Annotated in this window: 20 protein-coding genes; 10 read left to right on the plus strand and 10 right to left on the minus strand. The window is 66.3% G+C overall.

Features of this window, described 5'->3' with window-relative positions; all coding sequences use genetic code 11:
* Positions 1-34: 34 nt before the first annotated feature.
* Positions 35-1060 carry a sensor domain-containing diguanylate cyclase gene (locus tag MJ205_RS15115; protein WP_239809215.1) on the plus strand — a complete coding sequence of 342 codons (1026 nt, stop codon included), beginning with the start codon at positions 35-37 and terminating at the stop codon, positions 1058-1060.
* 44 nt (positions 1061-1104) lie between these two features.
* On the opposite strand, the gene MJ205_RS15120 is transcribed toward MJ205_RS15115, so the two are convergent.
* From MJ205_RS15120 to apbC, 4 genes are all read right to left on the minus strand, one after another.
* Positions 1105-1395 carry a hypothetical protein gene (locus MJ205_RS15120; RefSeq protein WP_239809216.1) on the minus strand — a complete coding sequence of 97 codons (291 nt, stop codon included), beginning with the start codon at positions 1393-1395 and terminating at the stop codon, positions 1105-1107.
* Positions 1395-3686, minus strand: a complete 2292-nt coding sequence (locus MJ205_RS15125; RefSeq protein ID WP_239809217.1) for an FdhF/YdeP family oxidoreductase — start codon at positions 3684-3686, stop codon at positions 1395-1397. Before MJ205_RS15125 ends, MJ205_RS15120 begins: the two co-directional genes overlap by 1 nt.
* Before the next feature lie 84 nt (positions 3687-3770).
* The gene (locus tag MJ205_RS15130; RefSeq protein ID WP_239809218.1) at positions 3771-4733 is read right to left on the minus strand and encodes a LysR family transcriptional regulator; all 963 of its coding nucleotides are present in this window, start codon (positions 4731-4733) and stop codon (positions 3771-3773) included.
* On the minus strand, positions 4733-5824 hold the full coding sequence (apbC, locus tag MJ205_RS15135) for an iron-sulfur cluster carrier protein ApbC (RefSeq protein WP_239809219.1): 1092 nt from the start codon (positions 5822-5824) through the stop codon (positions 4733-4735). Before apbC ends, MJ205_RS15130 begins: the two co-directional genes overlap by 1 nt.
* A gap of 108 nt (positions 5825-5932) precedes the next feature.
* Here apbC and MJ205_RS15140 point away from each other — a divergent pair, with 108 nt between their 5' ends.
* The 4 genes from MJ205_RS15140 (at position 5933) to MJ205_RS15155 (ending at position 10530) form a co-directional block, all read left to right on the plus strand.
* The gene (locus MJ205_RS15140) at positions 5933-6514 is read left to right on the plus strand and encodes a restriction endonuclease (protein ID WP_239809220.1); all 582 of its coding nucleotides are present in this window, start codon (positions 5933-5935) and stop codon (positions 6512-6514) included.
* 74 nt (positions 6515-6588) lie between these two features.
* The gene (locus MJ205_RS15145) at positions 6589-7854 is read left to right on the plus strand and encodes a patatin-like phospholipase family protein (RefSeq protein ID WP_239809221.1); all 1266 of its coding nucleotides are present in this window, start codon (positions 6589-6591) and stop codon (positions 7852-7854) included.
* A 121-nt stretch (positions 7855-7975) separates the two neighbouring features.
* Positions 7976-10126 carry a methionine--tRNA ligase gene (metG, locus tag MJ205_RS15150; protein WP_239809222.1) on the plus strand — a complete coding sequence of 717 codons (2151 nt, stop codon included), beginning with the start codon at positions 7976-7978 and terminating at the stop codon, positions 10124-10126.
* Between the two features lie 5 nt (positions 10127-10131).
* Positions 10132-10530 carry a hypothetical protein gene (locus MJ205_RS15155; RefSeq protein WP_239809223.1) on the plus strand — a complete coding sequence of 133 codons (399 nt, stop codon included), beginning with the start codon at positions 10132-10134 and terminating at the stop codon, positions 10528-10530.
* 21 nt (positions 10531-10551) lie between these two features.
* Here the strand turns inward: MJ205_RS15155 and MJ205_RS15160 are convergent, their stop codons facing one another.
* Together MJ205_RS15160 and MJ205_RS15165 are read right to left on the minus strand one after the other, a co-directional pair.
* A complete protein-coding gene (locus tag MJ205_RS15160) occupies positions 10552-11142 on the minus strand; it encodes a YitT family protein (protein ID WP_407928837.1) in 591 nt (196 codons plus the stop codon).
* Between the two features lie 414 nt (positions 11143-11556).
* Positions 11557-12051 (minus strand): outer membrane protein assembly factor BamE, encoded by a 495-nt coding sequence (locus MJ205_RS15165; protein WP_239809225.1) that lies wholly within the window; start codon positions 12049-12051, stop codon positions 11557-11559.
* 44 nt (positions 12052-12095) lie between these two features.
* Between MJ205_RS15165 and MJ205_RS15170 the strand changes: the two genes are divergently transcribed.
* From MJ205_RS15170 to MJ205_RS15180, 3 genes are all read left to right on the plus strand, one after another.
* On the plus strand, positions 12096-12302 hold the full coding sequence (locus MJ205_RS15170) for a DUF3460 family protein (RefSeq protein WP_021026491.1): 207 nt from the start codon (positions 12096-12098) through the stop codon (positions 12300-12302).
* A 130-nt stretch (positions 12303-12432) separates the two neighbouring features.
* Positions 12433-13230: a segregation and condensation protein A gene (locus tag MJ205_RS15175; protein ID WP_230775496.1), complete on the plus strand. Its 798-nt coding sequence runs from the start codon at positions 12433-12435 to the stop codon at positions 13228-13230.
* 72 nt (positions 13231-13302) lie between these two features.
* Positions 13303-13665, plus strand: coding sequence for a 5-carboxymethyl-2-hydroxymuconate Delta-isomerase (locus MJ205_RS15180; RefSeq protein WP_239809226.1), 363 nt, complete (start codon positions 13303-13305; stop codon positions 13663-13665).
* A 105-nt stretch (positions 13666-13770) separates the two neighbouring features.
* Here the strand turns inward: MJ205_RS15180 and MJ205_RS15185 are convergent, their stop codons facing one another.
* Both MJ205_RS15185 and MJ205_RS15190 read right to left on the minus strand, forming a co-directional pair.
* Positions 13771-15339, minus strand: coding sequence for a TerC family protein (locus tag MJ205_RS15185; protein WP_239812761.1), 1569 nt, complete (start codon positions 15337-15339; stop codon positions 13771-13773).
* Positions 15340-15579: 240 nt separating this feature from the next.
* A complete protein-coding gene (locus MJ205_RS15190; protein ID WP_239809227.1) occupies positions 15580-17409 on the minus strand; it encodes a chorismate-binding protein in 1830 nt (609 codons plus the stop codon).
* 85 nt (positions 17410-17494) lie between these two features.
* On the opposite strand from MJ205_RS15190, the gene MJ205_RS15195 reads away from it, so the two are divergent.
* Both MJ205_RS15195 and MJ205_RS15200 read left to right on the plus strand, forming a co-directional pair.
* Positions 17495-18127 carry a tRNA-uridine aminocarboxypropyltransferase gene (locus MJ205_RS15195; protein ID WP_239809228.1) on the plus strand — a complete coding sequence of 211 codons (633 nt, stop codon included), beginning with the start codon at positions 17495-17497 and terminating at the stop codon, positions 18125-18127.
* Between the two features lie 117 nt (positions 18128-18244).
* The gene (locus MJ205_RS15200; RefSeq protein ID WP_239809229.1) at positions 18245-19774 is read left to right on the plus strand and encodes a M20/M25/M40 family metallo-hydrolase; all 1530 of its coding nucleotides are present in this window, start codon (positions 18245-18247) and stop codon (positions 19772-19774) included.
* 217 nt (positions 19775-19991) lie between these two features.
* Here MJ205_RS15200 and MJ205_RS15205 read toward each other — a convergent pair whose 3' ends face one another.
* Together MJ205_RS15205 and MJ205_RS15210 are read right to left on the minus strand one after the other, a co-directional pair.
* A complete protein-coding gene (locus tag MJ205_RS15205; RefSeq protein ID WP_239809230.1) occupies positions 19992-21053 on the minus strand; it encodes a purine-nucleoside phosphorylase in 1062 nt (353 codons plus the stop codon).
* A gap of 32 nt (positions 21054-21085) precedes the next feature.
* Positions 21086-22075, minus strand: coding sequence for a LysR family transcriptional regulator (locus tag MJ205_RS15210; protein ID WP_239809231.1), 990 nt, complete (start codon positions 22073-22075; stop codon positions 21086-21088).
* Positions 22076-22096: the final 21 nt, after the last annotated feature.

Here is a 22096-nt window from a genome sequence, read left to right on the forward strand (position 1 = left end):
ATATGAAACAACGTTCTCTCAACGAGCCAACCCTATGCAAGCCTTGATTTCACAATTGGGCCAGACCTTTGCCAAAGCTCGCAGTTTGGAGGAGCTGACGCGCCCCCTGCTGGAGATGCTGCAAAAAGTCACCAGTCTGGAATCCACCTACCTCACCCGCATTGATCTGGGCCAGCGCGTCCAGCAGGTGCTGTTCGCGCGCAATACCCAGAGCCTGCAGATTCCCGAGAACCTGAGCGTGCCCTGGGAAGACACCCTGTGCAAACGTGCCATCGACGAGAACCGCCTCTACACCGATGATGTGGGCACGATCTGGGGCGACTCGCAGGCCGCGCGGGCACTGGGAATCCAGACCTATGCCAACACCCCCGTGCACCTGTCGGACGGTGCGCTGTACGGCACGCTGTGCGGTGCCAGTGCGAAGCGCCAACCGCTGCAGCGCGACACCCAGGACGTCATGCGCCTGTTTGCCCAGTTCCTGGGCCAGCAGGTCGAGCGCGAGCAGCTGCTGGTCCAGATCCAGGTGCAGAACGAAGAGCTGCAACGGCTGGCCCGCACCGATGCGTTGACCGGCCTGCCCAACCGCCGCGCATTGATCGAGCAGCTCGGCCAGCTGCAGGCCATAGCCCGCCGCCAGGAGCGCTATGTGCTCGTCGGCATGATCGACATGGATGGCTTCAAGGCCATCAACGACGGCTACGGCCATGAGGCGGGTGACCGCTTCTTGCAACTGCTGGCCGACCAGATGCGCGAAGCGATGCGCGGCTCGGACCTGGTTGCGCGCCAGGGCGGCGATGAATTCGCCTTTGCCGGTCTGGGCCCGTTTCTGAGCGAGCCCGTCGCACCGGCCCTCAACGAAACGCAGGCGCGCCTGTTTGCCAGCACCCGCGCCGAGGCCCTGTGCCTGGGCCAGGGCGTGAGCCTGAACTACCAGGGTGCCAGTGTGGGCCTGGTGGCGGTGACGCCGGACACCGATGCGGACAGTGCGCTACAGCAAGCCGACCTGGCGATGTACCAGACTAAGCAGGCCCGCAAAGCGCGCAATGCGGTCGTTGCCTGAGTGCTGAGACGGCGCCCAGGCCAGCGGACATAGCGAGACGCTGCTCAAGCCTCGGCGATCTGCGCCGCGGCCACGGCGCCAGCGGCCGTCAAGGCCAGCATCCAGCGCCCTTCCGATGCGTCAGCCACCACCCAAGCGGGTTGCTGGGCTTGCTGCAGGCGCCCGTTGAGCATGGCCAGCTCGCGCAACACGCTGCTGGCAGGGGCATCCAGACATTTGGCGATGCGCACCAGCGCCACCGCCTGCCCGGCGCGGGCCTGCTGCTCCTGCGCCAAGGCCTGCACCATGCGCTGCGCCAGCGGCGAGAGCTCCGGCAGAGCGGTGCGCCACTCCATCACTGCGGCGCGTGGCCACGCTCCAGCACCACCGGAATGGATTTGGACGTCGGCGTGCCCGCATGTGCCGCCACTGCCGACAGCGGCACCAGCGGGTTGGTCTCCGGGTAGTAGGCCGCCAGGTTGCCGCGCGGAATGTCATAGGCCACCAGCTTGAAGCCTTCCACGCAGCGCTGCTGGCCATCGTCCCAGACGGTGCGGATATTGACCCAGTCGCCATCGGCCAGGCCCAGATCGCGGATGTCATCGGCATGGATGAAGACCACCCTGCGCTGGCCAAACACGCCCCGGTAGCGGTCGTCCATGCCATAGATCGTGGTGTTGTACTGGTCGTGCGAGCGGGTGGTCAGCAACGTGAACACGCGCTGGTCATGCAGGCGTGCGCGCGCCCGGTGTGTGGGGGTGGCCACCGGCACCGCATGGGCGTGGAAGCTGGCCTTGCCACTGGCCGTGGCCCAGATGCGCTCGCTGGCGGTGTTGCGAAGCCGAAAGCCACCGGGCACGGCCACACGCTGGTTGAAGTCGGCAAAGTCAGGAAAGACCTTGGCGATCTCGTCGCGGATCAGCGCGTAATCGGCGGCCAGCGCCAGCCAGTCCACCCGGCTGCGCGCGCCCAGGGTGGCATGGGCCAGGCGTGCCACGATCGCCGGCTCCGACAGCAGATGGGCCGAGGCCGGTGAGTTCATGCCCATCGACAGGTGCACCATGCTCATCGAGTCCTCGACCGTCACGCCCTGGGGCTGGCCGTTTTGCAGATCGATCTCGGTGCGGCCCAGGCAGGGCAGCAGCAGCGCCTCGCGGCCATGCACCACATGGCTGCGGTTGAGCTTGGTGGTGACCTGCACCGTCAGCGCGCAGCGCTGCAGGCCTTTCCAGGTCTCATAGGTATCGGGCGTGGCAGCGGCAAAATTGCCTCCCAGCGCAAAAAACACCTGGGCCTGGCCATCGCGCATGCTGGCAATGGCCTCCACCGTATCCATGCCGTGCGCGCGGGGCGGCGCAAAGCCATAGACCTCCTGCAGCCGGTCCAGCAGCGCCGCAGGCGGCTTTTCCCAGATGCCCATGCTGCGGTCGCCCTGCACATTGCTGTGGCCGCGCACCGGACAAGGCCCTGCCCCGGGCCGCCCGATATGGCCGCGCAGCAGCAGCAGGTTCAGAATCATCTGGATCGTGGCAACTGAATGCGCATGCTGGGTGATGCCCATGCCCCAGCAGGCAATCACCTTGTCCGCGCCCAGGTAGACATCGGCCGCCGCCCGCATCTGCGCCTCGCTCAGGCCCGATTCCTGCGCCAGCAGTGACCAGTCTTCCTGGCGCAGGCTCTGCGCCAGCGCGTCGAAGCCGGTGGTGTGTGCGGCGATAAAGCCATGGTCCAGCACACCGCCCCGGGCCGCCTCCTGCTCCAGCACATGCTTGAGCATGCCCCGCAGCGCCGCCAGGTCGCCACCCACGCGCAGCTGAAAATAATGCGTGCTGATGGGTGTGGAGCCCAGGGTCGCCATCTCCAGCTTGTCCTGCGGGTCGGCAAAGCGCTCCAGTCCGCGTTCGCGCAACGGATTGAAGCTGACGATGCGCGCGCCGCGCTTGTGCGCCTCGCGCAGCTCGCCGAGCATGCGCGGGTGGTTGGTGCCCGGGTTCTGGCCAAAGATGAAGATCGCATCGGCCTCTTCAAAATCCGCCAGGGTCACCGTGCCCTTGCCCACACCGATCTGCTCGCGCATCGCCGTGCCGCTGGGCTCGTGGCACATGTTGGAGCAATCGGGGAAATTGTTGGTGCCGTATTCGCGCACAAACAGCTGGTAGAGGAAGGCCGCCTCGTTGCTGGCCCGCCCCGAGGTGTAGAACACCGCCTGGTCCGGGCTGGGCAGCGCGTTCAGATGCCGGGCAATCAGCGCAAAGGCATCGTCCCAGGCGATCGGCAGGTAGTGGTCGCTGGCCGGATCGTAGACCATCGGGTGCGTCAGCCGGCCCTGGTCCTCCAGCCAGAAATCGCTGTGCTCGGCGAGCTCGCGCACGCTGTAGCGGGCAAACAGCTCGGGGCCTGCACGGCGGGCCGTGGCCTCGGCGGCAACGGCCTTGACGCCGTTCTCGCAGAACTCGAAGGTCGAGGCATGGTTGCGGTCGGGCCAGGCGCAGCCCGGGCAGTCAAAGCCGTCGGGCTGGTTGGCCGACAGCAGCGTCTTGGCCCCCTTGACGGCGATATCGTGGTGCAGCAGCGTGTTCTTGACACTGTTCAAAGCACCCCAGCCACCGGCTGGGCCTTTGTAGAAGGCGATTTTTTGTTCTTGCATGGCAGAGGCTCGGTGTAGCCCTGCATTTCAACCCGCTGCCCGCCCCGCGTCAAATTCAATGCCGCAATGCCGGCATTCGCAAAACTATGCTTGGTCTGGCGGGGCCGCTGCCAAGGCGCCGGCATGCTGCAGGCACTGCTGCTGCCATTCGTCCTGCGCCATCAGCGCGCGCGCCGCCTCCATCGCGGGCATGCCCTGCTGCGATTGCTGGTAGAGAAAGGCGACCTCGCTCTCGACCACCGGCTCCACCAGCGGCCAGGCGCGCAGGCCAGGTGTGTGCCGCACGGTGGCCAACACGGCGCCCGGAACGATGCTGGCCACCTGGCCCTCGCCCACCGCCTGTAGCAGGGCCTGGACAGAATTGGTCTCCATGGCAGGCTGCACCAGCACGCCGACGGCCAAAAAGCTGCGCTCGACGATCTGGCGGTTGTGCATGTCGGGCGTCAGCAGGCACAGCGGCTGCTGCGCGGCCTGAGCCCAGCGCAGCGGCTCGGCGGCATGCAGGGTATCGCCCACGCAGGCATGGTGCGGCGCCGCTTGCAACAGGTAGTAGTGTTCCTGGTACTGGGGCGCGCAATGGGTGCGCGGGCGGCGGATGCGGTCGCTGTAGCCCAGCGCCAGGTCCAGGCTCAATTCTTCGAGGCCGCGTTCAATATCGGGGGAACTCATCGCATGCAGCGCCGGCACCAGGCCCGGGTGCTGGCGGCGCAGCAGGCTGGCAAAGCGCAGCAGCATCGGCATGGCCGTGGGCACGGCCGCCATGCGCAGCTGCCCTTGCAACTGCCCTGCCTGGGCGCTCAGGCGCTGGCGCAGGCGCGCCTCACTCTGCAGCATCTCCAGACCGGTCTGCAGCACCTGCTCGCCCTCGGGCGTGAAGCCGGCAAACACCCGGCCCCGGCGCACGATGGCCACGCCAAACTCGGCCTCCAGCGCACGCAGCGCATTGGACAGTGCCGGCTGGGTGATATGGCAGGCCTGGGCTGCCCTTGCGAAATGGCCATGCGCATGGAGCGCGGCCAGATAACGCATGGCAGCGAGCAGGTTCATCAGGTGTTGCTGCTGACGGAGATGGTCGGGAACTTCGACGAGAAGTCCTTGGCCTGCTGCGCGATCTTGACCGCGATGCTGCGGGCCACCTGCTTGTAGATGGCCGCCACTTCGCTGTCAGGCGCCGCCACCACGGTGGGGGTACCGCTGTCCGCCTGCTCGCGGATCTGCATCGACAGCGGCAGCGCACCGAGGTAGTCGAGCTGGTAGTCGGCCGCCATATGCTTGCCGCCATCGGCGCCAAAGATATGTTCCACATGGCCGCAGTTGGTGCAGACATGCATCGCCATGTTCTCGATCACGCCCAGGAGCGGCACACCCACCTTCTCGAACATCTTGATGCCCTTGCGCGCATCGAGCAACGCGATGTCCTGCGGCGTGGTGACGATCACCGCACCGGTCAGCGGCACGCGCTGGCTCAGGGTCAGCTGGATGTCGCCGGTGCCCGGTGGCATGTCGATCAGCAGGTAGTCGAGGCCGGCCCAGTTGGTCTGGCGCAGCATCTGCTCCAGCGCCTGCACGGCCATCGGGCCGCGCCAGATCATCGCCTGGTCCTGGTCGACCAGCAGGCCGATCGACATCACCTGCACGCCATGGTTGAGCTTGGGCTCCATGGTCTTGCCATCGCTGCTCTCGGGCTTGCCGTCCACGCCCATCATCATCGTCTGGCTGGGGCCGTAGATATCGGCATCCAGCACGCCGACGCTTGCGCCCTCGGCCGCCAGCGCCAGCGCCAGGTTGGCGGTGGTGGTGCTCTTGCCCACGCCGCCCTTGCCCGATGCGACGGCAATGATGTTCTTCACACCGGGGATCAGCGGCACACCGCGCTGCACGGCATGCGTGATCACCTTGTTGCTGATGGTCACCGAGACGTTTTCGACGCCCGGCACCGCCTTGGCAGCCGCCACGAACTGGCTGCGCAACTGCGGCACCAGACTTTTGGCGGGGTAGCCCATCTCCACATCAAAGGCGACATCGCCGCCATGGATCTGGAGGTTGCGCACGGCACGCGTGCTGACAAAATCTTTGCCCGTATGCGGGTCTTGAACGCTGGCCAGCGCGGCCAGTAGCGCGGTTTCGGTCACTGTCATCGTGTTTTCTATTCCTGAGACAGCAATAAGTCTAGCGAACCGCGCTTGCCCTTGCGAACCAGCGACAATCTGGGCTTTTCCCCTGCACCTCTTGAAAGACCTGCACCCGTGAAACTGAAAATGGCCGAGAACTCCGTGTTTGCGATCTTGCTGCGCTCGTCGTGGTGGATCAGTGTGGTGGTCGGAGCCATCATCGTGGTGCTGTGCCTGGCGCTGCTGCCCAAGGACATCCGCTTTGTCGGCGCAGCCGGCAGCCTGCCATTCTTCGTGATCGGCGCCTTGGCCGCCAAGCGCCAGTGGAACCAGCCCAGCGCGGCGGCCAGCCAGGCGCTGCTGGCGCAGGCCAGCGCCCTGTCCAGCCGCGACATGCAGGCCTGGCTGAGCCGCGCCTGGCAGGCCGAAGGCTATACCGTCACCCCGGTGCAGCAAGGCGCCGCCGATCTGCAGCTGGCGCGCAACGGCCAGACCACCCTGGTGCAAACCAAGCGCAGCAAGGCCGGCGTACATGGCATCGAGCCCCTGCGCGCGCTGCATGAGACCGCCAGCCAGGCGGGCGCCGCCAGCGTCTATGTGCTGCTGCAAGGCGAGCTCAGTGACAACGCGCGCACGTTTGCCCGTGACCAGAAAATCGTGCTGCTGCAGAACCTGGAACTGGCGACCTTGCTGAAAAAGGCGGCGGCGAAAGCCTGACGATGGGGCATTGCGGATAGCGCAGCGACAGCGCCACTTGGCGCAGCACCCCCGTTTCGGCTATGGTGCTGCCCATGTCTCCCGCTCTGCACTACAGCCCCCATTCCGCTGCCACCGCCATCGTGCTGTCGGGGGGCGGCGCGCGCGCCGCCTACCAGGTAGGGGTGTTGCAGGCGCTGTCGCGCCTGCGCCAGAACGCCGGGGCCGACCATGCGCCCACGCCTTTCCCGATAGCAGTAGGCACCTCGGCAGGCGCGATCAATGCGGCCGGCCTGGCCTGTGGCGCTGAGCATTTCGACCTGGCGGTGCAGCGCCTCTCGCGGGTGTGGCGTAACTTCTCCACCAGCCAGGTCTACCGTGCCGATGCCTTTGGGGTCATGCGCAGCGGGGCGCGCTGGCTCAGCCTGCTGACCCTGGGCTGGGCGCTGACCCGCTGGCACCACAGCAAACCCCGCTCGCTGCTGGACAACGCCCCGCTGCTGGAGCTGCTGCAGGCCGAGCTGCCCCTGGAGAAAATCCCCCATTTGCTGCGCAAAGGCACGCTGTCGGCGTTGGCCATCACCGCATCGAGCTACACCACCGGCGAGCACATCACCTTCTACGAAGCCGGCCCCCATGTCCCCAGCTGGTCGCGCACGCAGCGCCGCGCCATCCAGGACCGCATCAGCCACCAGCACCTGATGGCCTCGTCGTCGATCCCCTTCATCTTCCCGCCCGCCGAGCTGATGCTGCGCGGCCAGTACAACTACCTGGGCGACGGCGCGATGCGCCAGACCGCGCCGCTCGCCCCTGCGGTGCATCTGGGCGCCCAGCGCATTGTGGTGGTCGGTGTGGGCCGCTCGCACGAGGTGCTGAACCTGCCCCAGGGTGAGCACCCGCCGTTCCCGTCGCTGGCCCAGGTGGCCGGCCATGCACTGTCCACGATCTTTCTCGATGCACTGTCGGTCGATGTGGAGCGGGCCCAGCGCATCAACCACACCTTGAGCCTGATCCCCGAGGCCGAGCGTGCCCGCAGCGCACTGCGGCCGCTCGATCTGCTGGTGATCACGCCGTCGCAGTCGCTGGATGCGCTGGCGCTGGCGCACCTGCAGGAGCTGCCCACGCCGGTGCGGGCGCTGCTGGGTGCAATGGGCGTGTCGGTGCACAGCCAGAATGTTGGCAGCGCTGCGCTGGCCAGCTACCTGCTGTTCGAGCCGGGCTACACCCGGGCGCTGATGGCGCTGGGCCGGGCCGACACGATGGCGCGGCGCGACGAGGTCTGCACCTTTTTCGGCTGGGGCAGCCGGCCGGCAGGCCCTGCCAATCCCCTGGTCGCGCCATCTGGCCCGGTAAGCGCCTAGAATTGGCCGGTTCTGGAGCGCCCGCGGGCGCGAGGGCTGGCCATGCCGCCCTCCCTGTGACCAGAATCCGCAACGGCCACCGGCCTGCGTCCTCTCTGTGATTAGAAAGTTCCGCAACCCTATGTCTCAACGAAAGATTTTCGTCACCACCGCCCTGCCGTATGCCAACGGCAACTTCCACATCGGTCACATCATGGAATACATCCAGGCCGATACCTGGGTGCGTGCGCAGCGAATGCAGGGCAATGCGGTCAACTTTGTCGGCGCCGATGACGCCCATGGCGCGCCGATCATGATTGCCGCCGAAAAAGCCGGCAAGACGCCACAGCAGTTTGTCGCCGACATCGCCGCCGGCCGCAAGCAGTACCTCGACGGCTTCCATATCGGTTTTGACAACTGGAGCAATACCGACAGCCCCGAGAACCACGAGCTGTCCAAGCAGATCTACCTGGACCTGAAGGCCGCCGGCTTTATCGAGACGCGCACCATCGAGCAGTTCTTCGACCCTGAGAAGAACATGTTCCTGCCCGACCGTTTCATCAAGGGCGAATGCCCCCGCTGCCACGCCAAGGACCAGTACGGCGACAACTGCGAAGTCTGCAGCTCCGTCTATGCGCCCACCGATCTGGTCAACCCCTACTCGGCGCTGTCCGGCGCCAAGCCGGTGATGAAGAGCTCGGAGCATTTCTTCTTCAAGCTGTCCGACCCGCGCGCGGTCGAGTTCCTGACCCAGTGGACCCAGGACGGCCAGCATGTGCAGCCCGAGGTGGCCGCCAAGATCAAGGAATGGTTCGGCGTGCGCACCAACCCCGATGGCTCGACCAGCGAAGGCCTGGACGACTGGGACATCTCGCGCGATGCGCCCTACTTTGGCATCGAGATCCCGGATGCACCAGGCAAGTACTTCTATGTCTGGCTGGATGCGCCGGTGGGCTACCTGGCCTCGCTGAAGAACCTGCTGGCCCAGCGTGGCGAGGACTACGACGCCTACATGGCCGATCCGGCGCTGGAGCAGTACCACTTCATCGGCAAGGACATCATCACCTTCCACACCCTGTTCTGGCCGGCGATGCTGAAGTTCAGCGGCCGCAAGACCCCCACCAAGATCTGCGTGCATGGCTTCCTGACCGTGAACAACGGCGAGAAGATGAGCAAGAGCCGTGGCACCGGCCTCGATCCGCTCAAGTACCTGGCCCTCAAGATGAACCCCGAGTGGCTGCGCTACTACCTGGGCGCCAAGCTCAACGGCAAGAACGAAGACGTCGACTTCACCGCCGAAGACTTCATGCTGCGCGTCAACTCCGACCTGATCGGCAAGTACGTGAACATCGCCTCGCGCGCCGCCGGCTTTCTCAGCAAGCGCTTTGAAGGCCGCCTGGGCGAGGTGAGCGCCGACGGCCAGGAACTGCTGGCCCTGCTGCGCGCGCAAAAGGAGGCGATTGTGGCCGCCTACGAGGCACGCGACACCGCCCGCGCCGCCCGCGAGATCATGCAGCTGTGCGACAAGGTCAACAGCTATGTCGATGCCAACAAGCCCTGGGAGCTGGCCAAGAAGGACGGCATGGAGCAGCGTCTGCACGATGTCTGCACGGTCTGCATCGAAGCGTTCCGCATCTTGACCATCTACCTCAAGCCGATCCTGCCGGGTGTGGCTGCCGAAGTGGCGAACTTCCTGATCGTGCCGCCCGAGCAATTTGCCGACGTGGACAAGCCGCTGGGCGCTGGCCACCAGATTGGCGTCTACCAGCATCTGATGCAACGGGTGGACCCGCTGCAGCTCGAAGCGCTGTTCGAAACCCCTGCCAGCCAGGAAAAGGCGGCGGCCGCTGCAGCGCCTGCCAAGGCCAAGAAGGCCGAGAAGAAAGCCGAAGCCGTGGTGGACCCGAACGCCCCCGGCGGCGAGCCGCTGGCCGAGACCATCGGCATCGACGACTTTGCCCGCATCGACCTGCGCATTGCCAGGATTGTCGAATGCAAGGCCGTGGAAGGCTCGACCAAGCTGCTGCAGCTGACCCTGGACGTTGGTGAAAAGGGTGAAGACGGCAAGCCCAAGACCCGCAATGTGTTCAGCGGCATCAGCAGCATGTACACGCCGGAGCAGCTGCAAGGCAAGCTCACCGTGCTGGTCGCCAACCTGGCGCCCCGCAAGATGAAGTTCGGCATCTCCGAAGGCATGGTGCTGGCCGCCAGCCATGCCGACGAAAAGGCCCACCCTGGCATCTATGTGCTGGAGCCCTTCCCTGGCGCGCAGCCAGGCATGCGCATCCATTGATCTCGATGGCCGCTGACCGCCGCCTCCCCAAGCCCCTGCGCTCCCTGGCCGCAGGGGCTTTTTACTGCGCCTTGGCCATGCTGCTGGGCGGCTGCAGCGTCGTGGCAGTCGGCGCTGCGGCCGTCAGCGTGACCGCCTCGGCAGTGGGGCTGGCCGCCGATGCGGCGGTGGGCACTGTCAAGGTCGTAGGTAAGGGAGTAGGCAAGGCCTACGACATGGCGACCGGCGAGGAGCAGGACAACAGCGGCATAAGCGTGCGCTACCGGGAGCGCAGACCGGGCGAAACCTTCCCGCCGCAGCAGCCCACCGAGCCGCTAGCAACGCAAACGCCCGCACCTACCCCTCCAATGCCGCCAGCCAGGCCTGCTGCGGGAGCAGAGACCACCATCCCCAACGGGCCCTGAATCAGCCGGTTTTGAGAGCGCTCAGTTACCCGCGTAGCGACCGGGCCGGTGGCTGATCCACAGGAACACGCTCATCACGACGGCAGCCAGCACTGAGTAGGCCACGCGCTCGAATGGCACGACCCACAGCGCCAGCAGCACCACCGTGCAGTCGATGACCATCTGCACTTTGCCGGCGCGGATGCCATAGCGGTCCTGCAGGTAGAGCGACACGATGGTGGCGCCGCCCAGGCTGGAGCGGTGGCGCGCCAAAAAGAGGCAGCCGGTGCCCATCAGCAGGCCACCGGCGATGGCGGCATACAGCGGATTCAGGTAGTCGATATGGATGAAACGCGGGCCGATATCGACCAGCAGCGCCAGCATGGCCACCGAGATAAAGGTCTTGACGGTGAACTCCGGCCCCATGCGCGTCCAGGCAAACCAGTAAAAGGGCAGATTGATCGCGAAGAAAATCGCACCAAACGGCAGCCCCGTGGCGTAGTGCAGCAAAAACGCCAGCCCAGCGGTGCTGCCCGTCAGCAAACCCGCCTGCGCAAACAGGCCCAAGGTGATCGAGACAAACAGCGAGCCGGTGAACAGCGCCTGGGCATCTTCAAAGCGGCCATGGCGCATGGCAGGCCCCGGCAGCGCAGCAGGGGCAACGGCCACGGTGCCGGGCAGGACTGTGGGCGCGGTGGGGCGGGATAGCGGTGAGGACATGTCGGGTGGACAGCAAGTTTCATGCCCGCGCAAGGGTGGTGCGCGGGGCAGCCTGGCAAGGGTAATGCTAGGTATAAACCCGAATTTTAAAGAGTTTCAGCCCGTTACGGTAAAGGATTTTCTGCAAGACCCTCGCCAAGCGGGATGGGCGCGGATCGGGATGAGACGCAAGGCGTCTTTCGCGGTCAATAGCGGTAGCTATTGACAAGGAAGACAACGCAGCGGATCGCCCGAGCCCGCGTTCAGACCACGGCAGGGAGTTTTGCAGAAGGTCCTGAGGCATATCCGCAACAGTTGGGGGCCCATCACGGCGGATGGAGGCCGCGCTCAGCGGCTGGGCAGCACCTGGGTGCTGTTGCTGCGCAGCACCTTGCCCTGGGCGTCGAACACCACGGTGAACAGCATCTTGGTGTTGGGCGGATCGATCCAGCCCCAGTCCCATTCCGCCTCGTTCTTCAGCGGGTAGCTGGTGCGCTTGGCCGGCTGGCCCAGCAGCCGGCGGATCTCCTGCTGGTCCATGCCCGGCTGCACCTTCGCAAAGTAAGCCGGGGCCAGTACCTGGCGCAGCGCGCTCATCTTGCCGTCGGTGCCAATGGTGATCATGTAGTTCTGCGCACCGGCGGGCTGGCGCGTGTACTCCAAGGTGTGCGAGCCATCGGTCTCGTCCCAGATCTGGTTGGGCTCGCCAAAACGGTCGCGCACGTCCTGCTCGGTCGAGACGTGCTCTTCCAGTTCCTTGATGCGCTGCTGGTCGCAGCCCGCCAAAAACACGGAAACGGCCAGCGCGGAAGCGGCGATTGCAAATTTGGTCAGGAAGGACATGGTCAGGTTCGGTAGAATCCAGGCACAAGAGGTAAATATACGCTATGTCTTTCTTCCGCCGCCCCGACTACCAATCCGACACCACCCAGTTCCTGCTGAAGCTCAAGGCCGACAAGCCCGAGCTGGAACAAGGCCAGCGCGAAGGCCGCGCCCTGCTGTGGGACAAGGATCTGGACCGCCAGCAGCAAGCCGAGTACCAGACCGCACGTGTGGCGCAAAAGCCTTACGTATACCAAACCAACCACGATTGATCGCCCTGTCCGCTGCCGGCCGCTTGGCTCCGCAGCGGCTTTCGATCCCGCATAGCCCCCGCGCATGGCAACCCCCGGCAACCTGACCACGGCTGAGGACGACGCACGCCCCGCCGCAGGTGCCGCTGCCATGCCCGAAGTGGTGGACCAGGTGGCGCTCGCCCGCCTGTACGGCGAGCCGCTGTTCGCGATGCCCACCGACCTGTACATCCCGCCCGATGCGCTGGAGGTGTTTCTGGAGGCTTTTGAAGGCCCGCTGGACTTGCTGCTCTACCTGATCCGCAAGCAGAACTTCAACATCCTCGACATTCCGATGCTGAGCGTCACCCGCCAGTACCTGAGCTATGTGGACGAGATCCGCAGCCGCAACCTGGAGCTGGCCGCCGAATACCTGCTGATGGCCGCGATGCTGATCGAGATCAAGTCGCGCATGCTGCTGCCGCCCAAGAAGCAGGCCGAGGGTGAAGAAGCCGAAGACCCCCGCGCCGAGCTGGTGCGCCGCCTGCTGGAGTATGAACAGATGAAGCTGGCCGCCCAGGGGCTGGGCGCCGTGCCGCAGTACGGGCGCGATTTCATCAAGGCCCAGGTCTTCATCGAGCAGGCGCTGCAGCCGCGCTTTCCGGATGTGGAGATGTCCGAGCTGCAGGAGGCCTGGCGCGACATCCTCAAGCGCGCCAAGCTGGTGCAGACCCACAAGATCACCCGCGAAGAGCTCTCGGTGCGGGAGTACATGAGCGCCATCCTCAAGCGCCTGCAAGGCCGGCGCTTTGTCGAGTTCGAGGACATCTTCGAGCCCGAGAAAGGCAGCACCGTGCTGGTGGTGACCTTTATCGCGCTGCTGGAGCTGGCCAAGGAAACCTTGATTGAGATCACCCAGGCCGAAGCCTTTGCGCCCATCTATGTGCGGCTGTCGTACACACCCGTCTGAGCCGCTCCAGGCCTGACCCTGCTACCGCCCAAGCCCCCTTATTACCCTGCCTTTATTCCAACGGAGACCACCATGCCGCATCTCGTCATCGAATACACCAACAACCTCGAGAACTTCCCCGAAGCCCATCTGCTCGATGCCCTCAACGCTGCGGTGATCGCCAGCGGCCAGGTGCAAAACGAGCAGGACCTCAAGAGCCGCGTTGTGCGCACCGAGCAGTTCGTCATTGGCGCCGACCCCACCGCGCTGCGCGGCTTTGTGCATGCCGAGCTGCGCCTGCTGGCCGGCCGCACGCCCGAGGCCAAGCGCGACCTGTCCGACCGCATCGCCGCCGTGCTGCGCGAGTTCACGCCCCACCCCGAGGGCATGCTGGTGCAGCTGAGCGTGGACATTGTCGACATGGACCGGGGCGCTTACTACAAGGGCTCGCTGTAAGCAGCGTTCAGCGGCCGCCGCATTCGCGGCCCCACATACAAGGCCTGCCGACTCTTGCGAGAGGGCAGGCCTTTTTCATTGCGGGCCGAGGCGAAGATGCGGCGCTCAGTGCTCCACAGGCATCTGGCCCTTGTTCTCCCTCTCGATGCGGATCTTGCGCATCACGCCATCGGTGGCCTCGGTGACGGCAAACTGCCAGCCGTCGATCACCACCACATCGCCCTGCCGGGGCAGCGCCCCGTTGAACTCGGTGAGCAGACCGCCCAAGGTGGTGAAGGCATCGGCAGACGAGACCAGCTCATTGGAGCCCAGCAGTTGCTGCACCATGTGCACATCGGCGGCGCCGCTGGCCATCCAGGTGTCGGGCTCGCCCTCCACCGCCTGGATCGTGAAGCTCTCGTCCTCGTCGGGGAACTCGCCGGCAATCGCTTCGAGCACATCGACCGGCGTCACGACGCCGCTCATCACATGGAACTCGTTGATCACGATCACCATATGGCCCTTGGACTGGCGCAGGTCGTTGATCAGCGCGATTACGCCGGCGCCTTCGGGCACCATCAGCGGCTTGCGGATGGTGGCCGGCTGGATGGCGCCATGCTGCATCAGGTCCATCAGCATGTCCTTGGCACGGGCAACACCCTGGAGCTGGTCCACATGGCCCATGCACACCGGCAAGTGGCTGTGCGGGTTGTCGTTGAGCGAACGCTGGATGGCCTCGGCATCGTCGCTCAGGTCCACCCAGTCCACATCCGAGACGGGGGTCATGATCGAGCGCACCTTGCGATCACCCAGCGACAGCACGCCGCTGACCATGATGCGCTCTTCCGGCGCAAAGGTCAGCTCGGCCTCGGCAGCGCCCGGGTCGTTCTGCGCATGCTCGGTCTGGCCCTGGCCGCTGCGGCCTGCCATCAGCGACAGCACTTTCAGCGCCGTGCGCTCGCGCAGCGGCACGCGCTGCTCATGGCGGATCGCGTTGCGCGAGGACACCTGGTTGAAGGTCTCGATCAGGATCGAGAATCCAATGGCGGCATACAGATAACCCTTGGGCACATGGAAGCCCAGGCCTTCGGCCACCAGGCTGAAGCCGATCATCAGCAGGAAGCTCAGGCAGAGAATGACAATGGTCGGGTGCGCATTGACAAAGCGGGTCAGCGGCTTGGAGGCAAACAGCATCACACCGATCGAGATGACGACCGCCGCCATCATCACGCCCAGGTTGTTGACCATGCCGACGGCGGTGATCACCGCATCGAGCGAGAAAACCGCATCGAGCACCACGATCTGCGCGACCACGGCCGAGAAGCTGGCGTAGACCGTGCTGCTCGACTTGCTCAGGCTCACGCCTTCCATGCGCTCATGCAGCTCGGTCGTGGCCTTGAACAGCAGGAACAGACCGCCCAGCAGCAAGATCAGATCGCGCCCGGAGAAACTGAGCGGCCCGACAGAAAACAGCGGTTGCGTGAGGGTCACCAGCCAGGAGATGGCGGTGAGCAGACCCAGGCGCATCACCAGGGCCAGGGACAGGCCGATGACACGTGCCTTGTCCCGCTGGTGCGGCGGCAACTTGTCGGCAAGGATCGCGATAAAGATGAGATTGTCTATGCCCAGAACGATCTCGAGCACCACCAGGGTAATGAGACCAATCCAGATCTGCGGGTCCGAGAGCAGCTCGATCATGCGGCGCTCCCTTCAACGGGCAGAGACACCGTCAGCGGTGTACTGGGGCAAGAACTGAAGGACAGCGACAGCGTGGTCGCACACGGAAGAGGCTCAGGGTCCGGGTTGTCGGGCATACATTCCGAAGGGTTGCTAAACAGCCTCCATCCTAACGTGCAGCACAAAAACCCCTGGCCTCTGGCCCATTCGTCGCGGTAGCCGCATGCCGCCACGCGGCAAGCACGGTCCCCGGCAGACTCAGCGCTCCATCGCTGGCTGCGGCCGGACCGGCACCGCACCCTGCACCTGCGCCGGTATCCAGCCGCGCAGGCTGTTGACAAAAGCCCAGGCTTGCACACGCGGTACATCGCTCAACGTCACCACGCCTTCCTCCAGCTGACCCGCCTCCAGCGCCAGGCGGCGCCCCACGCCGGGCAGCAGGCCGCAGTGCAGCGCCGGCGTGATCCAGCGGCCATCGAGCTGCATGGCGATATTGCCCCGGGTGGTCTCGGTGATCTCGCCGGCCTCGTTCCACAGCAGGGTGTCAAACACGCTGCTGTCCTGCGGCGCCCAGCGCTCGTAGTGCGCGCGGCGGCTGGTCTTGAAGCGCACAAACTCGCCGTGGGCCTCGGCCAGCGGCGCGGCCGCCCATTGCAGCCGGACCTGCGCAGGCGATGGCGGACAGGCAAAGGCCTCAGCCTGGAAAGTGCCCTGGGCATGGAGCAACAGGCGCAGGCGCCACAGGCCATGGGGCTGGGCCTGGGCCACCGCGTCCAATGCCGCTTGCGCGGCCACGCCATCCCAGCGGAAGCCAAAATGCGCGGCCGCAGCGGCCATGCGCTCCAGGTGCAGCGCAGCATGGCGCAGCTGGCCATCGTCCAGCGCCAGGGTTTCGATCAGCGCAAAGGGCATGCTGGCCCGCTCCAGAAAGGCACGCTTGTGCAGCCACTCGCGCCACTCGCCATCAGCGGTGGCATCGGCGGTGATGCCGCTGCCAATGCCGCATTGCAGCTGCGCGCCGCGCAAGGCCACGGTGCGGATGGGGACGTTGAAGGTCGCGCGTATGCCGCCTGCGCCATCGGAGCGCACAACGCCCAAGGCGCCGCAGTACCAGCCGCGCGGCCCAAGCTCCAACTCGGCAATCGCCTGCATCGCCGCCCGCTTGGGCGCGCCGGTGACCGAGCCGCAGGGAAACAAGGCCTGCATCACGTCGGCCAGGCCGGTGCCCTGGGGCAGCTTGGCCCGCACGTCCGAGGTCATCTGCCATACCGTTGGCAGCGCCTGCAGCGCAAACAGCTGCGGCACCTGCACGCTGCCCAGTTGCGCAATGCGCGCCAGGTCATTGCGCAGCAGGTCGACGACCATCACGTTTTCGGCCCGCTCCTTGGCCGATGCGCGCAAGGCCTGGGCCTGGGCCTCGTCCTGCGCGGGGCTGCTCCCCCGTGCGGCCGTGCCCTTCATCGGGCGGGTCAAGATATCGCCCGCGCCGCTGGCCGGTTGGTGCCAGTCAAAAAACAGCTCGGGCGATACCGACAGCAGCTGCTCATCGCCCCGGTCGATATGCAGTGCATAGCCGCCGGGCTGGGCCTGCTGCAACGCGGCAAACAGCGCGGCGCCGTCCACCCCGCCGCCGGGCAAGGCGCTGTGGCCCTGCAGCTGTTGGGTGTAGTTGATCTGGTAGTAGGCGCCGTTGCGGATATCGGCATGGATGCGCGCCATCTGCGCATCGAACTGGGGGCGGCTCAGCGTGCTGCGCCACTGCAGTTGCACGGCAGGCGCTTCGGCCTCGGGCAGCTGCGCCATGTCAGCCGGTGGCGCATCCCACACCGCAAACCAGGCCAGGGGCTCGCCGCTGGGCGCTGCCTGGGTCGGCAAATAGGGGTTCAGCGCCGAGGCGGCTTCATAGCGCAGGCCGCCCACGCAGAAGGCCCCGGCGCGCGCGGCCTGCTCCACGGCATCCAGCAAGGCGCGCAAGGATGGCGCGTCCTGCGCCTCCAGCACCCGGTCCGGGCCGGACAGTGCCAGGCGCAGGCGCTGCTGCTCACCGGCCAGAGGCTGGCCCATATCGATGCGGGCAGAAAAGGACATGTGCGCTGTCATAGGGGCGCCAGCATAGCGGCGGCGCCTTGTCCTTGCAGCACAATAGCCCTCTGTCTGCTCCCTTACAGCTCCCGTGTCCTCTGCCCCGCGCCGCGCCCAATGCCCCCGCTGCCTCCGTCCGCAAACTGCCTGCATCTGTGCGCTGGCGCAGCCGCTGCAGGCTGCTACCCAGGTCCTGGTCCTGCAGCACCCGCTGGAGCTGCAGGAAGCCAAGGGCACCGCGCGCCTGCTGCACCTGTGCCTGCCGGGCAGCCGGCTGGAGGTAGGCGAAGCCTTTGACCCGGCACAGCTGGAGCAATGGCTGTATGGCGCCTGGCCCGGCGCAGAAGCCCCCCAGCAAACGCTGTTGCTCTACCCCCAGACACCCGACCAGCCCGCCGCCTTGGCGGCGCTGACGGACCGCGACACGCCAGTACCCGTCCGGCGCCTGGTGCTGATCGACGGCACCTGGCGCAAAAGCCGCAAGATGCTCTATGCCAACCCGCTGCTGGCCCGGTTGCCCCGCCTGGCGCTGACGGACACCGCGCCAGCCGGCTACCGCATCCGCAAGGCACCCCGCGCAGGCCAGCTCTCGACCCTGGAGGCGGCTGCGCTGGCACTGCAACAGCTGGAGGCCTGGCCCGATGGCGCGCCGCCGCTGCAGGCGCTGCAGCAGTCCTTTGACGGGCTGATCGCGCAGTACGAACGCCTGCGCAGCGCCCACTGAGCGATTGGCGCCCTGGCGACAATGCGCCCGCCTGCGCGCCCGGGGGTGAGCGCGCACTCGGGGATACTCCAGGCCATTGCCTTGAACCTGTTTTCCTTTGACTGACGGAGCCCTTGCATGAAGTTCTCGACCCTCACCCTGCTCAGCGCCGCGCTGTGCGCCGCCGGCCTGGCCCAGGCCGCCGCCCCCTCCGATGCCGCCGTGCAACAAGCCAGCAGCGCCAGCCTGCGTGAATGGATCGAGGTGCTGGCCTTGCCCAATGACTCGAACGTGGCAGCCGACATCGAGAAGAATGCGCAGTGGTTCAAGGCGGCGCTGGACAAGCGCGGCTTCCAGACCCAGCTGCTGCCCAACCAGGGCAAGCCGATGGTGCTGGCCACCCTGCCCCCGGTGCCCGGCGCCACCAAGACGGTGCTGTTCTACGCCCATATGGATGGCCAGGCGGTGACCCCGTCGGAATGGCAGCAGGAAAGCCCCTGGAAGCCGGTGCTGAAGGAACGCCTGGCCGATGGCACCTGGAAAGAGATTGCACTGGATCAGCTCTACGGCGCCCAGCCCAACCCCGAGTGGCGCGTGTTTGGCCGCTCCTCGTCCGATGACAAGGCCCCTATCATCATGCTGATGGCCGCCATCGATGCGCTCCAGCAGCAGGGCCTGGCGCCCAGCACCAATATCAAGATCCTGCTCGACTCCGAAGAGGAAAAGGGCTCCCCATCGCTGGGCGGCGTCATCGACGCCAACCTCGAGGCCCTGAAGGCCGATGCACTGCTGGTGCTCGATGGCCCGATGCATGCCAGCAACCGCCCCACCCTGGTGTTTGGCAACCGGGGCGTGGCCCAGGCCACCCTGACCGTGTACGGCCCCAGCCAGGATCTGCACAGCGGCCACTATGGCAACTACGCCGCCAACCCCGCGTTCACGATGGCGCAGCTGCTCGCCTCGATGAAGGCGCCCGATGGCCGCGTGCTCGTCAAGGGCTACTACGACGGCATCCGCTTTGATGCGCAGACCCAGGCGGTGATGAAGGCCGTGCCCGACGACGAGACCGCGCTGCGCAAGCGCCTGGGCATTGCCCAGACCGAGAAGGTGGGCAACAACTACCAGGAATCGATGCAGTACCCCTCGCTCAATGTGCGCGGGCTGCAAAGTGCGGACGTCGGCGCCAAGGCCCGCACCGTGGTGCCCGCCCAGGCGATCGCCGAGCTGGACCTGCGCACCGTCCCCGAGACCCCGCCCGAGCGCCTGCTGCAGCTGCTCAAGACCCATATCGAAGGCCAGGGTTTCACGCTGATTGACGGCGAGCCCAGCGCCGAGCAGCGCGCCCAGTACCCCAAGATGGCGAGCCTCAAGATGGGCGGCGTGTCGGCCTCGTCCAGCGCCGTGCGCACCGACCTGAACGCCCCCATTGGCGACTGGCTGCGCCAGGGCATGCAGCAGGCCTGGGGCCAGGCACCCGTGCAGATCCGCATGATGGGCGGCACAGTGCCCACCGGCGCTGCGGTGCAGGCGCTGAAGGTGCCGTTTGTGATCGTGCCGATGGTCAATGCCGACAACAACCAGCACAGCAAGAACGAGAACATGCGCCTGGGCAACTACTTCGATGGCGTCAAGAGCCTGGCATCCATCCTGAGCCAGCCCTGGAAATAAGCCCCAAAAAAGGCCCCAAGGGAACCTCTGCAAAACCCTCGCCAAGCGGGATGGACGCGGATCGGGATGAGACGCAAGGCGTCTTTTGCAGTCGAGCCGTAGCTATTGACAAGGAAGACAACGCAGCGGATCGCCCGAGACCGCGTTCAGACCACGGCAGGGAGTTTTGCAGAGGGTCCCAATCGCATGGGGGGCCTGCTGTGCGTAGCGGTTCAGCTCAGCGCTGTGCCGGCACGCCATCCTTCCACTGCGGCCAGTTCTTGACGACCGTGTCGACAAAGACGCCGCCCACGGCTGCCACATTGGCCACCGTTTCGGCAAAGCCGCCTGCGGTTTCGCCGGGCTTGGGGTCCAGGTGGGCCTGGGTCGTTTCCTGCGGGTTGCCCTGGTCAAAATTGACCGAGCCGCGCAGGCTCAGAATCCGGTCCGTCCCATGGCTGCGCTGGAGCACCAGCGCAATGGCGGCGGCCTCCATCTCGGTGGCGACATAGTCGTCCGCGCCGTAGAGCTTGGCGATGTACTGCGCCTCCCTGGACAGGCCCGGGCCGTGGAAGAAGGTATCGCCGGTCATATGCGTGCCCACATGCACGCTGGGCGCCTGGCGGGCGGCGGCATCGGGGTAGCGCATGCGGTAGCGCTGGGCCGATTCGCTGTCCTGCAGCGGCACGGCGCGGGTCATCGCATAGGCGGCCTGGGTCAAGGCCGGATTCAGCGCAAAGCGGCGGTAGTCCTCATAGCCCTTGCGCGGCATGAACACCGGCGCGCCGGCCTGGCCCTCTTCCGGCGCCCAGCGGTGGCCCAGGTCGTAATCGACCAGCCAGCTGCCCCAGGTCACATCGCCAATGGTGCCGCGCGATGGCGGGGTGCCGGCTACGCCGCTGATCACATAGTAGGCCTGGTCAAAATTGAACTGCGGGTTCAGCACGATGGCCTGGATCGAGGCCGAGGCATTGACCTTGCCCATGCCCAGCACGCTGCCGCACACGCCATCGGCGTTGCAGAACACCGGCCCCAGCGCGCCCGGCACCTGGATCGGTTGGGCATCGCGGAAATAGCGCTCATACCAGTGCTGGAACTCGCCGGCCCGGTCGCCGGTATTGGCACCGATCTCGAACATGGCCGCAACAAACACCTTGACCTGGACCGGAGGCGCAGCCTGGGCCACGTCGGCCGTCTTGGGCGGCTGACTGCCGGTGCTGGCACAACCGGACAGCAGCGCCAGCAACAGCGCGCTGGCGCACAGCGGCCGGGCGAGAGAGCGGATCGGGGCACGGGACATGGGGTATTTCTCCTGGTCAGACCACCGGTATCTCAGCGCGATCCGGCGTGCTGCGCATTGTAGGTCGGCAGCTGGGCCGCCGCCTGGCCCAGCGCTGTCACCAAGGCATCGACCTCCGGGACCGCCGCCCGGTGCAGCGGCAGCAGCACCTGGGTGCGGAATGGAATCGAAAAGGCCAGCGGCCGCTGCACCAGGCCCTGGCCCATGCAGGCCTTCGCGGTGAACGGGTTCACGATGGCCAGGCCCAGCCCGTTTTGCACCATCGCGCAGACCGCCACGGCGCTGTGCGTCTCCAGCAGCATCTGCCGGCCCACGCCGGCATCGGCAAACACCTGGTCGATCTGGGTGCGGTAGGGGTCACCCTCGGCCAGGCTGATAAAGGCCTGGCCCGCAAAGTCAGCGGGCTGCAACGCGCGCTTGCGCGCCAGCGGGTGGCCGGCGGGCAGGACTGCGACTTCGTCCAGCGCCGGCAAGGCCACGGCCCGCGTGCCAGCCGGTGCCTCGCCGTGCTCGGTCAGGCCCAGGTCATAGCGCTGGGCGGCCATCCACTGCTGCAACAGCGGGGCCTCCTGCGTGGCGACGCTGACTGCGACCGGCCCCTGCGCCTGCTGCATCTGCGCCAGCGCCGCCGGCAGCAGCGCGTGGCTGAGTGCCGGCATGCTCAGCACGCTGATGCGCGCCGCCTGCGGGCGCGACAGTGCTACTGCCCGGTCGATGACCCGGTCCAGCCCCTGCCAACTGCGCTGCACCTCTTCCCACAGCGCCAACGCGCGTGCATTGGGCCGCAGCCTGCCTTGCACCCTCTCAAACAGCGGGTAGCCGAGCAGCTGCTCCATGCGCGCCAGATCGCGGCTCACCGTGGGCTGGGAGCTGAACAGCAGGCCTGCCGCGCCGGTCACCCCGCCCGCCAGCATGACGGCGCGGAACACCTCGATATGGCGGTGCTGCAGCCGGGTCGCTGATGGGCTGGGCTCCTGGGAGGGATCGGAAGCGGACGGAGCGGGGCTGGGCGAACGGGGCATGGCGAGGCGGCACGACGACAA

Source organism: Comamonas sp. B21-038, from assembly GCF_022387135.1.
GTDB lineage: Bacteria > Pseudomonadota > Gammaproteobacteria > Burkholderiales > Burkholderiaceae_C > Comamonas > Comamonas sediminis.

Excerpts from the sequence above, each read along its gene's own strand:
- MJ205_RS15115 (WP_239809215.1), top strand. The coding sequence starts at position 35 with ATGCAAGCCTTGATTTCACAATTGGGCCAGACCTTTGCCAAAGCTCGC.
- MJ205_RS15120 (WP_239809216.1), bottom strand. The coding sequence starts at position 1,395 with ATGGAGTGGCGCACCGCTCTGCCGGAGCTCTCGCCGCTGGCGCAGCGC.
- MJ205_RS15125 (WP_239809217.1), bottom strand. The coding sequence starts at position 3,686 with ATGCAAGAACAAAAAATCGCCTTCTACAAAGGCCCAGCCGGTGGCTGG.
- MJ205_RS15130 (WP_239809218.1), bottom strand. The coding sequence starts at position 4,733 with ATGAACCTGCTCGCTGCCATGCGTTATCTGGCCGCGCTCCATGCGCAT.
- apbC (WP_239809219.1), bottom strand. The coding sequence starts at position 5,824 with ATGACAGTGACCGAAACCGCGCTACTGGCCGCGCTGGCCAGCGTTCAA.
- MJ205_RS15145 (WP_239809221.1), top strand. The coding sequence starts at position 6,589 with ATGTCTCCCGCTCTGCACTACAGCCCCCATTCCGCTGCCACCGCCATC.
- metG (WP_239809222.1), top strand. The coding sequence starts at position 7,976 with ATGTCTCAACGAAAGATTTTCGTCACCACCGCCCTGCCGTATGCCAAC.
- MJ205_RS15155 (WP_239809223.1), top strand. The coding sequence starts at position 10,132 with ATGGCCGCTGACCGCCGCCTCCCCAAGCCCCTGCGCTCCCTGGCCGCA.
- MJ205_RS15160 (WP_407928837.1), bottom strand. The coding sequence starts at position 11,142 with ATGCGCCATGGCCGCTTTGAAGATGCCCAGGCGCTGTTCACCGGCTCG.
- MJ205_RS15165 (WP_239809225.1), bottom strand. The coding sequence starts at position 12,051 with ATGTCCTTCCTGACCAAATTTGCAATCGCCGCTTCCGCGCTGGCCGTT.
- MJ205_RS15170 (WP_021026491.1), top strand. The coding sequence starts at position 12,096 with ATGTCTTTCTTCCGCCGCCCCGACTACCAATCCGACACCACCCAGTTC.
- MJ205_RS15175 (WP_230775496.1), top strand. The coding sequence starts at position 12,433 with ATGCCCGAAGTGGTGGACCAGGTGGCGCTCGCCCGCCTGTACGGCGAG.
- MJ205_RS15180 (WP_239809226.1), top strand. The coding sequence starts at position 13,303 with ATGCCGCATCTCGTCATCGAATACACCAACAACCTCGAGAACTTCCCC.
- MJ205_RS15190 (WP_239809227.1), bottom strand. The coding sequence starts at position 17,409 with ATGTCCTTTTCTGCCCGCATCGATATGGGCCAGCCTCTGGCCGGTGAG.
- MJ205_RS15200 (WP_239809229.1), top strand. The coding sequence starts at position 18,245 with ATGAAGTTCTCGACCCTCACCCTGCTCAGCGCCGCGCTGTGCGCCGCC.
- MJ205_RS15205 (WP_239809230.1), bottom strand. The coding sequence starts at position 21,053 with ATGTCCCGTGCCCCGATCCGCTCTCTCGCCCGGCCGCTGTGCGCCAGC.
- MJ205_RS15210 (WP_239809231.1), bottom strand. The coding sequence starts at position 22,075 with ATGCCCCGTTCGCCCAGCCCCGCTCCGTCCGCTTCCGATCCCTCCCAG.